9 protein-coding genes are annotated in these 13655 nt (G+C 54.2%); 4 read left to right on the top strand and 5 right to left on the bottom strand.

Going from position 1 to position 13655, the window contains the following annotated elements; genetic code table 11:
* Positions 1 to 7 precede the first annotated feature (7 nt).
* Entirely contained in the window at positions 8 to 1441 is a 1434-nt protein-coding gene (locus MKJ04_RS19130; RefSeq protein ID WP_241643273.1) for a TolC family protein, read from the top strand.
* 461 nt (positions 1442 to 1902) lie between these two features.
* Here MKJ04_RS19130 and MKJ04_RS19125 read toward each other — a convergent pair whose 3' ends face one another.
* Together MKJ04_RS19125 and MKJ04_RS19120 are read right to left on the bottom strand one after the other, a co-directional pair.
* Entirely contained in the window at positions 1903 to 4476 is a 2574-nt protein-coding gene (locus MKJ04_RS19125) for a lamin tail domain-containing protein (RefSeq protein WP_241643272.1), read from the bottom strand.
* 170 nt (positions 4477 to 4646) lie between these two features.
* Complete coding sequence (locus MKJ04_RS19120) at positions 4647 to 5732, bottom strand: polysaccharide deacetylase family protein (RefSeq protein ID WP_241643271.1); 1086 nt, start codon at positions 5730 to 5732, stop codon at positions 4647 to 4649.
* 324 nt (positions 5733 to 6056) lie between these two features.
* On the opposite strand from MKJ04_RS19120, the gene MKJ04_RS19115 reads away from it, so the two are divergent.
* Together MKJ04_RS19115 and MKJ04_RS19110 are read left to right on the top strand one after the other, a co-directional pair.
* Complete coding sequence (locus MKJ04_RS19115; RefSeq protein ID WP_241643270.1) at positions 6057 to 7046, top strand: aspartate-semialdehyde dehydrogenase; 990 nt, start codon at positions 6057 to 6059, stop codon at positions 7044 to 7046.
* A gap of 159 nt (positions 7047 to 7205) precedes the next feature.
* Positions 7206 to 8075 (top strand): restriction endonuclease, encoded by an 870-nt coding sequence (locus tag MKJ04_RS19110; RefSeq protein WP_241643269.1) that lies wholly within the window; start codon positions 7206 to 7208, stop codon positions 8073 to 8075.
* A 433-nt stretch (positions 8076 to 8508) separates the two neighbouring features.
* Here the strand turns inward: MKJ04_RS19110 and MKJ04_RS19105 are convergent, their stop codons facing one another.
* From MKJ04_RS19105 to MKJ04_RS19095, 3 genes are all read right to left on the bottom strand, one after another.
* The gene (locus MKJ04_RS19105) at positions 8509 to 9027 is read right to left on the bottom strand and encodes a hypothetical protein (RefSeq protein ID WP_241643268.1); all 519 of its coding nucleotides are present in this window, start codon (positions 9025 to 9027) and stop codon (positions 8509 to 8511) included.
* 138 nt (positions 9028 to 9165) lie between these two features.
* Complete coding sequence (locus tag MKJ04_RS19100; RefSeq protein ID WP_241643267.1) at positions 9166 to 10227, bottom strand: lysylphosphatidylglycerol synthase transmembrane domain-containing protein; 1062 nt, start codon at positions 10225 to 10227, stop codon at positions 9166 to 9168.
* A gap of 122 nt (positions 10228 to 10349) precedes the next feature.
* Positions 10350 to 11123 carry a segregation and condensation protein A gene (locus MKJ04_RS19095; protein ID WP_241643266.1) on the bottom strand — a complete coding sequence of 258 codons (774 nt, stop codon included), beginning with the start codon at positions 11121 to 11123 and terminating at the stop codon, positions 10350 to 10352.
* A 461-nt stretch (positions 11124 to 11584) separates the two neighbouring features.
* On the opposite strand from MKJ04_RS19095, the gene dxs reads away from it, so the two are divergent.
* Positions 11585 to 13501 carry a 1-deoxy-D-xylulose-5-phosphate synthase gene (dxs, locus tag MKJ04_RS19090; RefSeq protein ID WP_241643265.1) on the top strand — a complete coding sequence of 639 codons (1917 nt, stop codon included), beginning with the start codon at positions 11585 to 11587 and terminating at the stop codon, positions 13499 to 13501.
* The last annotated feature ends 154 nt before the right edge of the window (positions 13502 to 13655 follow it).

Genomic DNA, 13655 nt, shown 5'->3' with positions numbered 1-13655 from the left:
TTGCCGCATGCGCATCATAAATCAAATACGATTGCAGGTGGTGCTTGCCCTGCTGCTGACCCTGGGTATGTCTGGCGCAATAGCCCAGGCCCAGGACTCGGTGCAGGTGCTCGCCTTGCCCGATTTCCACCAACTCATTCTGCAATACCACCCCGTGGCCTCGCAGGCGGCACTGCTTACAGAGCAGGCCCGGCAGGAACTGCGCATTGCCCGCGGTGCCCTGGACCCTGTTATCGCCAGCAAGGTATACCGAAAGGAGTTTGGCGGCAAAGAGTATTACAATCTCTGGAACAACACACTGCGGGTGCCTCTTTGGTTTGGCCCGGAGCTAAAAGCGGGGTATGAGAAAAACAGTGGCGCCCTGCTAAACCCGGAAAACAGCACGCCTTCCAATGGCTTAAGCTCTGTGGGCATTTCCGTGCCCCTGGGGCAAGGCCTGTTTATTGATGAACGACGCGCCATTATCCGGCAAGCACGCCTGACCCAGGACATTGCCGAGGCTGAGAAGGTAAAGCTCATCAACAAATTGCTGCTGCAGGCGACAAAAGACTACTGGGACTGGCTGCTATACTACCGCCAGGTGCAATTGTATGAGGAATCGGTGGAGTTGGCGCGGTTCCGGCTGGCGTCGGTGCGTGCCCGGGTGGAAGAAGGTGACCTGGCTGCCATTGACACTGTGGAGGCCCTGACTGAGATGCAATCACGGCAGGTGCTGTTGCAGGATGCGGCCATGAGCTACAACAATGCCCGCCTGATGGTGGCCACGCACCTGTGGGCCGCCAATGAGGTACCGTTGGAGTTGCAGGAAAGCACCATCCCGGCCCTGACAGGAAGCGAGTTGTCGCCGTTGCCCCTCGACTCGCTCCGGCAGCTGCTGGACGAAGCCCGCACCAACCACCCGGACCTGCGCAAACTGAGCCTGAAGGGAGAACAACTCCAGATAGAGCGGCAGTTTGCCGCCGATAAACTCAAGCCCAAGCTGAATGCGGAGTATAACCTGCTGCAGAAAGACTTTTACCTGGAGCCCGAAGCACTGGACCGGCAGTTTATGGGCGAAAACTATAAGCTGGGCCTTAGCTTCAGCCTGCCCCTTTTCCTGCGTGAGGAACGCGGCAAACTGCAACTGACCAAGGCCAAACAGCAGGCAAACAGCCTGGAGCTTACCCAAACCACCCGCGAAATAGAGAACAACCTGCTGGCTGCCTATAACGAGTGGCTGGCGCTGGAAGAACAGATCAGGTTGCAGCAGCAAATGGTAAACAATGCCACCACCCTGCGCAACGGCGAGGTGATCCGCTTCCAGAACGGGGAAAGCTCCCTTTTCCTGGTAAACTCCCGCGAAATGAAGCTGCTGGAGGCACAGGCGAAACTCTATACCCTCCGCACCAAATACGCCAAAGCCAAGACTTACCTGTACTGGGCAGCAGGGGTTATGATGTAGTTGTAAGTTGCTGCTCTTTTTGCACCCGCCTCCTGCCTCTGCCAAGAGCAAGGCCATCTCATTCTCTTTTATGGCGCCCCGAAAGCTTTCGGGGTGTCTAAAAATAATGTCGAGTCTGTGACTCGACTGGGCCAAAGGCCCATACTGTCTGAATAACGAGCGAAGTTGAATATCTCATCGCTGTCTTTTGATGGAGCCTAACCGCTGTTTCGGATTTCTTAATCCGAAACTTTTCCTGAAGCGGATTTCCTAATCCGCGTTAGCAGAACCACGGGGATTAGGAAATCCCCTGCAGGTGGCTTTCAGACTGGGAAGTCCGAAAGAGCCGTACGCATGCGTACTAATCGCGTGATAATGGTTGATTTTCACTAGCATGAGCGGAATCCCCCTTGTCTATAAATTGAGTGTGATGCATCCTAATCAATGGGTATAGGTATAAGTTGCTTTTTTTGAGCAAGCACCTATAACCTCCCCCCAACCACTACCTTCTTCTTATACTCCCGCTTCTGCCCGCTCAGGTCAAATAGCTCGATGTAAAACAGGTAATAGCCGATGCTGGCTTTGGTGCCGTCCTGCCGCAGACCATCCCACTGAAAGAAGCCGTTTGCGGCCAGCAGTTCGTTCCGGGCAAGCTTCCTGATCTCGCGGCCCTGTGCGTCGAACACGGTGATGGTGGCGACAAAGCCAGCCTGGCTGGTGCTGTAATTGAGGGTGGTGAAGTCCTCGTAGCCGTCACCGTCCGGGGAAAACACCAGCGGCGCGATCTTAAAAATTTGCTCCAGTGCCACCTCCCCCTGCGACTGCGAGTTTTTATACCCCGGCGTGGCGAAAACAGTGGTGGCCGCCGAGTGAAAATTGTCTGCCTGCGTTGGGCCATCCAGCCGCAGCCGCTCCAGCGACACGCCATTCTTATCATCCAGCAATGCAAAATGCATTCTCTCGCTGTAAGCGAACCGGTCGGCGGTGTGGCCATCGGCCTGCAGCACAACCACCGTTCCGGCGGCATCGGGGTAGGTGGGCAGGCTACTCATTCCCAGAAAATTTTGCCCGCTGGCAGCCGGGTAGTTCATCCTGATGTTTTCGGGGTTTGTGGTGAGGACGACGTATTGCCCGGGCTCCAGCACATAGTTGGTGGCCGTAATGGTTTTTCGATTGCTGATGCTGTCGCCGCTGGTATTGGCCAGTTGCCAGTTTTTCAGGTCGAGGTACTTGTCGCTGCGGTTCACCAGTTCTACGAAGTCGGCCCCGCCGGGGCGCGGATTAAAGAGCACTTCGTTGATGACGACATCGCCGGGCAATGGGGCTGAGGGCAACGCAAAAGTGATGTGCTGCGAAGCGCTCAGATTGCCCGAGCAGTCTGTGAGGCCGGTTGCCGTGAGGGTATACAGCTGCCGCTCCTGCAGAGGCTCTGCCAAGGTCAGGATAACCTCTGAGAACAGTGGCCCCTGCACCTCCACCCCCGCAATTCCGATAGTGGGATTGAGGGTATAAGCGCTTGCCTGTGCCGCCTGTACGCTGTCGAGGCGCTCATTGAAACGCAGTTGCAGTTTGTCTGCCGAAATCGCAGCCACGCTTTCCAGCGCCGGTGGCATGTGGTCGGGGTTGGCGGCCGCTACGGAGTTTGGCTGGGCAGGCGTCCCGCCGCGTGGGGCTGCAGCGGCTGTCCAGTTGCCAATGCCACCGCAGGGATTCGTGACGTCAATCATCTCCAGGCTCCAGCCGCCCTCGCGCTTGCCGGGGTCTTTATACCAGGCATCGGAGTACTGTACCGCATAGATGAGGCGGCCGTTGGGCTGGTGCAGTTGCAGCAGTTCGCCGCTGTTGTTCAGGCTCGGAAAGTTGCTGATGCCGATCACCTGGCCATACCCTCGGAAGTTCTCCACCTGCGCATTCGGCACCACCACGACATACTCCTGCGGCAATAACTGAACATCCGGAAAAATAGTGGTGGAGGTGGCATCGGAATACCGGATGCCTTTGAGCGACAGCACCTGCGCGGTAGGGTTATACAACTCGATGTACTCCTGCGCCGGTAGCCCCACCACAGGTGTTTCGTCGGCCATAATCTCCGTGATGAGCAACTGATTATACCCCGGCAACACGGCAGGCAGCACAAACGCAAAAGGCACATCGAGGGGCGCAGGCAGCGTGTTCCCATACAGGTCAGCCAGATTTGCCACGCGCAACGTGTTCTCACCTGATTTAAACGGCTGGCTGAAAACGAGCCGCACGGTGCCTGCCTCCGTCAATTCTGCGATGACAGGCTTCTGGCTCCCGTTGAGGGTATAGTTCGCTACATTTTCGGCTTGCAGAGGGGCGAGCGGCTCGGTAAAGGCCACCGACAGCTCATCTGGTGCGGTGGTTTGCAGCGCTGCCACCGCTGGGGGGTATGCATCCGTCACCGTGAAATCGTCGAAGAAGAACTTCTGGCTGTTGGCAGAAGAGTAGTGCAGCACCACGCCAAAATAGAGGGAGCGTGTATACATTCCGTCGGTGGCGGTGCCCTGGCTCACGTACTGCTGGCCGGTACCCGACAGGTCGATTTCCAGGTGCCATACCTCCTCCACACTCCTGCTGACGCGCACGCGCACCACATTGTCGGTGCCGCCCAGCGTTTTGTCCTCGCCGTTGATAACGTATACCGGGGCCTTGCCGCTGTCTTTCCGGAACAGGCTCACCTCATCGGGTGTGCCACCCAGGCGCACGAAATAACCGGCGGCACTGTTCAGGTCCGCCGCGTCTGCGATGAGGTATACATCGGCGTAGTTGGCGGAGGAAGTGGCCAGTTTCAGATTCGCCCAGAACTCCCATACCGTGCCCGCCACCGCCTCCGAAGCGGTAACCAGCTGCAGCGTGGTGCCCGTTGCTGCGGGGCCGTTGCTCTGCAGCTGCCCTTGCGGATTGACGACAAAGCGCTCGGCATCTCCTGCCCAGGCAGGGTTCTGCGTGAAGTCACCGTCTGAGAAGTTGTCCTGCAGTTGTGCCACTACGGCGAAAGGGCACAGCAGGAGCAGTGCAAGTATAGCTTGTTTCATAGGTATGGAGTGCGGATGATGGAATTATACTGGGCGTGACACTTTTAATGATTTGGCACTGCTTTTCGGACTGTTAACCTGATGCAGTAACGGGTCAAACCACCCCTGCCCCTCAGAGCTACGCTCGCAAGCTTTGAATTCCCATTCTCGCTTGTCCAAGGAGGGGAGTTTTACTGCTGCCCCACTTTATCCCTTCGCGCTTTCAGCTCGCGCCAGGTGGTTAGGATGATTTTTTCTTTCCGGATGACTTCGCGCAGGGCGGGGTCCAGCATTGCCAGCAGGTCGCCGTGCCGCGTGGGCCCGGAATCCGATATCTCGGCGAACACCTCCGTAGGGTCTGTGCAGTGCATGATTACCATGGTTACGCCGGGCTTCATCTGCTGCAGGGCATCCACGTAGCGCGCCGTCTTCATTTTCTGCAGGTTCCCGGCAGTGGCGGGCACCCCCTCGGGCAGGTGCCAGCCATACGACATGTTGTGGAGGTCGTCGAGCACAGGCAAGCCCGCCTGCCAAATGGTTTGGCCTACCGTGTGTGTCTGCGCCAGGATGGGGGGTATGGGCAGGGCCTGACCTTCGGTATACCGCCCTTCGCTGATGAGCTGCTGCTTCAGTTCCTCTTGGTACTGCGCCGTCAGGAAGCTGTTGTGGCCGCCCGGAAACATCACCGGAATCCTTTCCTCTACCCCAACTTTGATATAGCGCTCCAGAAACTCCGGGGTGGCAAACAGAGTGCCCATGTGCGAGTCGAGGTGCGTGGGGTTGAGGCCCATCGCGCGGGCCCGTTGCAGCTGCGCCCGGATCTCTTTTTCCACCTCGTCCGGGGAGCCATGGGCCACCACTTGCTGCACTTCCGGCCAAAGCGCTCCCTGCGGATCTATCAAGCCGGGCACCGCCGGGTTCCCGGCAACGGCTCCCCAGCGGTAATCGCGCCACTCAGCGGTCAGGGTCAGGTGTAGTCCGGCGTCTACGGTTGGGTGGGCCTGCAGGTAGCGCACAAAGCCGGGCACCCAGGGGCAGGGCATCATCACGCTCACCGAATTGGCCACGCCTTCTTCCAGCGCCCGGATGGTGCCCTGGTTGGAATCGTAGGACATTCCGGCGTCGTCTATGTGCAGAATCACGACACGGTCTCCTTTGCGCCAGCCAAGCTTTTCGGCATAGGTCTGGTCTTGTGGCTTTTTCACGGCCTTTTTCTGCTGCGCCCACACCGACACGGTGCTCAGGAGCACAAGCAGTAAGCAGAGTTGAATCTTCATTCGAGGGTATATTAAACGATTTTTCCGATGTATGCTTCGGCGGCAACCCGCTTTTGGCAAAACTGGCCGCTTCCGGCTACCTGCACTCTCCTTACACGCTGCCAGCGGCACTTCGCTCACTTGCGCGTTCCCTTCCCTGCCAAATCAAATTACAGAAAATGTTGGATTTATACATTGCAAAGTTTGCATGAAAAGCGGATTTAAATTAAAAACTTCTTAATTTGCGCTCGCGTGAAAAACACAGTCAGCAGCAGACGCCCTGTTTCTGGCCCTTGCGCGCATCTGATTAGTAGTAACAAATTAACCTTTTATCACCTTAAAACAATGAAAGTAGCAGTTGTAGGCGCCACAGGATTGGTTGGCGGCGAAATTTTGAAAGTGCTGGAAGAACGGAATTTTCCGGTAGACGAGTTGTTGTTGGTTGCTTCAGAGAGGTCTGTTGGAAAACAGATGGAGTTTAAGGGGAAACAGATAAAGGTTATCGGGATGCAGGATGCGATTGCGGCTGCCCCACAGATTGCTATTTTCTCGGCGGGTGGCGGCACGTCCACGGAGTGGGCCCCGAAATTTGCCGAGGCAGGCATCACAGTAGTAGACAATTCCTCGGCCTGGCGCATGGACCCTTCCAAGAAACTGGTGGTGCCTGAGATCAACGCCGACGAGCTTACAAAAGAAGACAAAATAATTGCCAACCCGAACTGCTCGACCATCCAGATGGTGGTGGCGCTGAATAACCTGCACAAAGAGCTGCAGATGAAGCGCGTGGTAGTGAGCACCTACCAGTCGGTAACCGGCACGGGCAAGGCTGCTGTAGACCAGTTGATGAACGAGCGCGCAGGCAAGAAAGGCGATATGGCCTATCCATACCCTATCGACCTGAACGTGCTGCCGCACATCGACGTGTTCCAGGACAATGGCTATACCAAAGAGGAGATGAAAATGATCCTTGAGACCAAGAAGATCATGGGCGACGACTCGATCCAGGTGACGGCCACTGCGGTGCGCATCCCGGTGATGGGTGGCCACTCGGAATCGGTGAACGTGGAGTTTGAGAAGGATTTCACACTGGATCAGGTATACAGCATCCTGAAGGAAACCGAGGGTGTGGTTGTGGTAGACGACGTGAAAAACCTGCAGTACCCGATGCCAAAGGACGCCCACGGCAAAGACGAGGTGTTGGTTGGCCGCGTACGCCTCGACGAAACCCAGCCACGCACCGTCAACATGTGGATCGTGGCAGACAACCTGCGCAAGGGCGCTGCCACCAACGCCGTGCAAATTGCCGAGTACCTGATTAAGCACGAGCTGGTATAGGTTTTAGACACAGGACGTTAGAGTTATATGTAATAAAAAAGGGAGCTGTATGGCTCCCTTTTTTATATGGTGGATTATTCTTGTTTAAGAATTCGAAGTAGCAATAAAAGTATAAAACAACTATTCACTATATTGGACTGCATTTTATCTGCAGTATATATGTCAAAACAGAAAAAGCAAGCCGAATTTGTGAAATGGTTCGGACCTATACTTGATGCGCTCCGTGAGCTTGGTTATTCGGGTAAGCCACAGGAAGTATCAAACAAAATAGCTGAAACCTTACATCTTGATGATGCTTTTCTAGATCAAACTTTAAAATCTGGCACAAATCGTTTCCACAACCAAGTAGCTTGGGCTAGGCAATACCTTACTTGGGAAGGGCTTTTAGACTCATCTGTTCGTGGTACTTGGAAGCTTACTGAGCAAGGCAAGAATACACACCTAGACTATCAACAGGCTCATAGTATATTCTTAAAATGGGTGGAGATTAACCAACGAGCCAGAAAGGACCGCAATAAAACTGATGTAATAAATGAACAAGAAGAGCAATCACCAGAAGATTCGGAGTTAAAAGCTGAAACCAATTTACTAGAAGTCCTCAAAAATCTATCTCCTTCTGGGTTTGAAAGAGTTTGCAAAGAACTTTTACGAGAACATAACTTTGAAAAAGTAGAGGTTACAGGCGGCTCTCATGATGGGGGTATTGATGGATACGGAATATTAGAAGTTAACCCATTTGTTAGTTTTAAAGTGCTTTTTCAATGTAAACGTTACAAAGGTTCAGTTTCTAGGGCCCAAGTTGGTGATTTTAGAAATGCGATGATAGGCAGAGCTGAAAAAGGAATTATTATGACAACTGGCACATTTACGAATGAGGCAGTGAAGGAAGCAAGTCGAGACGGAGCACCTCAGATTGAACTCGTTGATGGGCAAAAGCTTATTGTGATGTTTGAAAAAGTTGAATTAGGCTTGAAGCCTAAAGTTGTATACGAGGTAGACCTATCATACTTTAATAAGTTCAAGGATTAGAACCTGTGAAAGTCATTTATAAGATCACATATCCAAATGGCAAAATTTATATTGGGAAAGATCTCACTAACACTTTAAACTACTTTGGGAGTGCAAACAGTAAAATTATAGAACAAGATTTTACTGGAGATCAAAGGCGTGACTTTAATCCATGTTCAACTAGCTAAAGTTCTTACTTCCGAGCGCTTACAAGAGGCACACATAGAGCCGAGGTTCAGTCCATAACTTCGTAGGGACAGGTCGTGACCTGTCCGCGCATTTGCCTTTAGCTAAAGGAATAGTGCTGGGGCGTACATTCTGTCCCATTCAAAAATCCTGATGCTGAGAAATTTAATAGGAATGGTTTGATCGGGAACGATTGGACAGGTCGCGACCTGTCCCTACAAGGGTATACGCATGTAAGGCATGCAGCCCACGACGTACTCAATCCTACTTACTCTGCCTCAGTTCCCTCGGGGCAAGTGTTCTCCATCAGTTCCTGGATATTGCCGATGCAGCGCACCGGTATAAAGGCATACACCGCACTGCTGTCGGTGCCGCTGCAATACTTAAAGCTGGCGAACTCTGCGCGGCCTTTGGGGTATACCCATTTGTCATCCTGGCAGCCATAGACAAACAGCGGCAGCTCCTCGTAATCGTAATCTGTATACGACACCACCTGCTCGCCCTTCACGAACAGCAACCGCCGATATCCATGCTTCACAGGGTCGCCCGTCCACTTAAAGCCAATGGCATGGCTTATCGCTTTGTAATCCTCGTTGGGCTGAAAGTAATACATGGTTTCCCAGTCAAAGTCTGTCAGGTCGGCCAGCTGTATGGTTTTAAAGCCTTGCGGCCCCACCTCTCCCTCGGTTACGGCAGCCATCAATTTCTCGTTAAACTTGTCATCGCTGTCGGAGCAACCACTAGCCAGGGCCAGCAGCACCAGGAGGGGCACTATATATCTATTCATTAAACTGTTGCTTGTTACTGATAGGATAAAATTTCTTTACTACATCTTTTTCCAGCCTCAACCACACCACAAATACCTAAACCATAACACTTTAAATCTAAAAAAGTCTTGTGTCTTATGTCGTGATACTTGTGTCCTTTATACCCGCACCTCATTTTTGTGCGGGAAGCGGCCAAACACCTTGGCAATCCATTTGGGCAGGAAGACCGAGCCCAGGACGAGGTATGGGTAATAGGTGATCAGGCGGTACAGCACCACCACGATGCTGGCAAAGCTGCCCAGAAACAGGCCGAAGAAACTCGGAAAGGCCATTTCCACGATGCCCGCGCCGCCCGGCGTGATGGCGATCAGCATCACGATCCAGAAGATGAGGTTGCGGGAAAAGATGAGCATGTGCTCGCCCAGGCTCACGTCCACGAAGGCCGCGATGAGGCAGTTGAGCAGGAAATAGCGGGCGCTCCACACAAAGATGGTGGAGATGATGGCGCGAGCCCAGTAGTTGAACCCTTTGCCCTTCAGCTGCTCCGATGCCCACATGATCTCGTTGCCGTGCTGAAACGCGTTGACGCGCCACTTGCGCAAAAAACGGATAGAGGTCACTTTCAGCAGCAACCACTTAAAGGCCCTCGGCTTCACGAACAGCGCATAGATCATAGCAAAGGTATACACGGCAATCAGGCTGTAGCTAACGTAAAACGCCGACTGCAGCTTACCCACGTCAGAAGGGTCGAGGTTGAAGGTGGGGAACACCTGCCCCTGCGTGAGCAGCAGGGCAATGGGGGCCGCCACAATGAAAAACATGTTGTCGAGCACCGCCGTGAGCATGACGTAAGCCAGCGACTTGCCCAGCGGGATACCCTCCTTGTTGAGGATGATGGTGGCGATGGTGGTGCCGCCCACCACAGAGGGCGTAATGGCCGAGGCGAACTCCCAGAGCATGATCACGTCTACGCTGTTGCGCCAGGTCAGGAACTTGTCGGTGAGGCTGCGGATGCGGTACATATAGCCGGCGTCGCGCACCACCAGCACCACCACGGCCGCCAGCAGCCACCACACGTTGGCGTGGGCAATGCCCTTTAGCTCGCTCACTTTGTCATCGCGTATAAAAAGCCACACCGTAGCCGCCAGCCCCAACAGCACCGGTATCAGTATTTTTACCGGGCTAAAGCTCTTGAGAATTGTCTTCTTGTTCTGATCCATGTGGGTGTAATGGCTTTTACTGCCTGCCGTGCCGTGCGATGCTCCGACCAGGCATATGAAGCTTTTAACTATTATCAGGCCAAACTGTTGGCACAGGCAGGCACTTTATACTGCAGGAGCAGCTACTCCGCCACCAGCAGCTGCGTGACCTGGGTAGCCTGCCCCTCGGCCACCTTAATGATGAAATCGTTGAAGCCGTCGCCCACCTCCACCCCGATCAGGTTGAGCTGCAGCATGTCGAGGATGGCCAGGAAGTTAAAGATCATCCCAATCTTTTCGGGATAGGCCTCCATCAGCTGCGAGAAGGCCAGCTGGCTGCGCTCCGTCACCATGCGCAGGATCAGGTCGCGCTGCTCCTCGATGGTGTATGGGTACGAGATTACGGTGTGCTTCGGTTTGCTCTGCTCCTCGTCGTAGCGCACCATCACCTTCTCAAACACGCGCATCAGCTTATACAGGCTCAGGTCCTGCAACTCGTACTCGAAGTGGTTTGCCTTGGCCACCTGCTCCAGCTCCTCGTGCAGGTTGCCCCGGCTCTCCTGCGCCATGCGCTGCTCCTCCATCTGGAGGAGTTCGGGAATGGCGCTCTTGTACTTTTTATACTCCAGCAGGTGCTGCACCAGTTCCTCGCGCGGGTCAATCTCGTTGCCCTCCTCGTCCTTGTCGGCGCGCGGAAGCAGCATTTTGGCCTTGATGCGCATCAGCGTGGCGGCCACCAGTATAAAATCACTGGCCACCTCTATGTTAAGCTGTTCCAGTTGTTGCAAATATCCCAGAAACTCATTCGTGATCTGGAAGATCGGAATATCATGTATATCCAGTTCGTCGCGCTCGATAAAGAAGAGCAGCAAATCGAAGGGGCCTTCAAACAACGGTAATTTAATCTCGAAACTCACCTTTTAAGCATTATAAATGAGGCGCCTGCCACAGCGCGTTCTACAAAATTAAGGATTTTCGGCACATGCCTGCTATGTCGCTTGCTGGTACAACCAAAAGCAGGACAGGCATGGTTCAGAACCTTTGCCGCAAATGGGCCAGGCCAGGCAGCACCCCGCCATACCCTCCTTATGTACAGGCACTTCGCCCCAAAACCTGTATGGCCAGCCGCATTCAGTGCAATTCACAGACAGCAACTTCGCGTCGAGCGCCTCCTGGCAAGTACGCTAAATTATATATAACAGTACCCATATATAAGGCCTGACTTTTCTACTGCGGCTCCGTATGCAACAGAACGACCCGGAAGACGGCTGGTGTTATTTTAATTTATTAACTTTACCCGTTAGCTGCGCGTGCAGGCCCCCGGCCCTGCCGAACTTTCGCTAAGTTATTTTGTTAGAGGTCTATAAAAGACAATTCTATGATTATTCAACCCGGAGAGCTACTGGCCTCTATCAACACACCTGCCGACCTTCGGAAGCTGAAGGAGGCCCAACTGTTGCAGGTATGCCAGGAACTGAGGCAGTATATCATCGATGTCGTTTCGATACACGGTGGCCACTTCGGTGCCAGCCTTGGCGTGGTGGAACTGACGACTGCGTTGCACTATGTCTTTAACACCCCTTACGACCAACTGGTATGGGATGTGGGGCACCAGGCTTACGGGCACAAGATCCTGACTGGCCGCCGCGACATTTTCCATACCAACCGCAAGTACGGCGGCATCTCCGGGTTCCCGAAAAGAAAAGAAAGCGAGTACGATACCTTTGGCGTGGGCCACTCCAGCACCTCCATCTCGGCGGCACTGGGTATGGCTGTTGCCTCTAAGTACAAAGGCGAGGGGAAGCGCCAGCACATTGCCGTGATCGGCGACGGTGCCATGACGGGCGGAATGGCCTTTGAGGCCCTGAACCATGGCGGCGTGGCAAATGCCAACCTGCTGGTGGTGCTCAACGACAATTGCATGAGCATCGACCCGAACGTGGGCGCGCTGAAAGAATACCTCACCGACATCACCACCTCCCGCACCTACAACAAGATGCGCGACGAGGTATGGAAGATCCTGGGCAAGATCAGCAAGTTTGGCCCCGACGCGCGCCAGATCGTTTCCAAGATCGAGAGCGGTGTGAAGGCGGCTATCTTGAAGCAGAGCAACCTCTTCGAAGGCCTCAATTTCCGCTACTTCGGCCCGATAGACGGCCACGACATCGACCACCTGGTGTCGGTGATGGAAGACCTCAAGCATATCCCCGGCCCAAAAATATTGCATTGCCTCACCACCAAGGGCAAAGGCTTCGACCTCGCCGAAAAAGACCAGACCAAGTGGCACGCGCCGGGTTTGTTCGATAAGATTACCGGCGAGATTTATAAGAAGCATTATGACCAGCCGCAGCCGCCCAAGTACCAGGATGTGTTTGGCCATACCATTGTGGAGCTGGCCGAGCAGAATCCAAAGATCATGGGCGTAACGCCCGCCATGCCGTCCGGCTGCTCGCTCAATATCATGATGAAAGCCATGCCCGACCGTGCCTTTGACGTGGGCATTGCCGAGCAGCATGCGGTTACCTTCTCTGCCGGCCTCGCCACGCAGGGCCTGATTCCGTTCTGTAACATCTACAGCACTTTTATGCAACGCGGCTACGATCAGGTGGTGCACGATGTGTGCCTCCAGAACCTACCCGTGGTTTTCTGCCTCGACCGTGCCGGGTTTGCCGGTGCCGACGGCCCCACACACCACGGCGCCTACGACATTGCCTACATGCGCTGCATCCCGAACATGGTGGTGTCGGCCCCGATGAACGAGCAGGAACTGCGCAACCTCATGTATACCGCCACACAGGATGGCGCAGGCCCCTTTACCATCCGCTACCCGCGCGGTGAGGGCGTGATGCCGAACTGGCGCACCCCGCTGGAGGCGATTGAGATAGGCAAAGGCCGCACCGTGCAGGAAGGCGAGGAAGTCGCTATTTTAACCTTCGGCCATATCGGCAATTATGCCGTGGATGTGTGCAAGAAGCTGCGCTATGACGGCATAACCCCAGGCCACTACGACATGCGCTTTGCCAAGCCGCTCGACGCGGAACTCTTGCACCATGTCTTCAGCAAATACAACAAAGTGATCACGGTGGAAGACGGCTGCCTGCAGGGCGGTTTCGGAAGTGCCGTGCTCGAGTTTATGGTAGACAACGGCTATACTGCGCAGGTTAAGCGCCTGGGTATACCCGACACGATTTTTGAGCACGGCTCTCAGCTGGAGCTGCACAAAGAAGCCGGCTTTGCCCCATCCGACATCGAAAACACGGTACGCGAACTGCTGGGTGTGCCGGTGAAGGTATAGAGTTGGTCATAAACCTGAAAGAAAAAGCCTCACTGCGTTCCGAAACGTGTGAGGCTTTTTTTGTTGTATGAGTCAGGATGTACTGGATTTTAGGATTGGTGGGATTACTTTTGGGCAGACAGCAACAGCGGAAGGTATGATAAGGTATAATTAG

It is taken from the genome of Pontibacter sp. E15-1 (assembly GCF_022601975.1).
Lineage (GTDB): Bacteria > Bacteroidota > Bacteroidia > Cytophagales > Hymenobacteraceae > Pontibacter.
Note: the sequence above shows the minus strand (reverse complement) of the source record. Positions and strands in the feature narration are given on the sequence as shown.

Excerpts from the sequence above, each read along its gene's own strand:
- MKJ04_RS19130 (WP_241643273.1), top strand. The coding sequence starts at position 8 with ATGCGCATCATAAATCAAATACGATTGCAGGTGGTGCTTGCCCTGCTG.
- MKJ04_RS19125 (WP_241643272.1), bottom strand. The coding sequence starts at position 4,476 with ATGAAACAAGCTATACTTGCACTGCTCCTGCTGTGCCCTTTCGCCGTA.
- MKJ04_RS19120 (WP_241643271.1), bottom strand. The coding sequence starts at position 5,732 with ATGAAGATTCAACTCTGCTTACTGCTTGTGCTCCTGAGCACCGTGTCG.
- MKJ04_RS19115 (WP_241643270.1), top strand. The coding sequence starts at position 6,057 with ATGAAAGTAGCAGTTGTAGGCGCCACAGGATTGGTTGGCGGCGAAATT.
- MKJ04_RS19110 (WP_241643269.1), top strand. The coding sequence starts at position 7,206 with ATGTCAAAACAGAAAAAGCAAGCCGAATTTGTGAAATGGTTCGGACCT.
- MKJ04_RS19105 (WP_241643268.1), bottom strand. The coding sequence starts at position 9,027 with ATGAATAGATATATAGTGCCCCTCCTGGTGCTGCTGGCCCTGGCTAGT.
- MKJ04_RS19100 (WP_241643267.1), bottom strand. The coding sequence starts at position 10,227 with ATGGATCAGAACAAGAAGACAATTCTCAAGAGCTTTAGCCCGGTAAAA.
- dxs (WP_241643265.1), top strand. The coding sequence starts at position 11,585 with ATGATTATTCAACCCGGAGAGCTACTGGCCTCTATCAACACACCTGCC.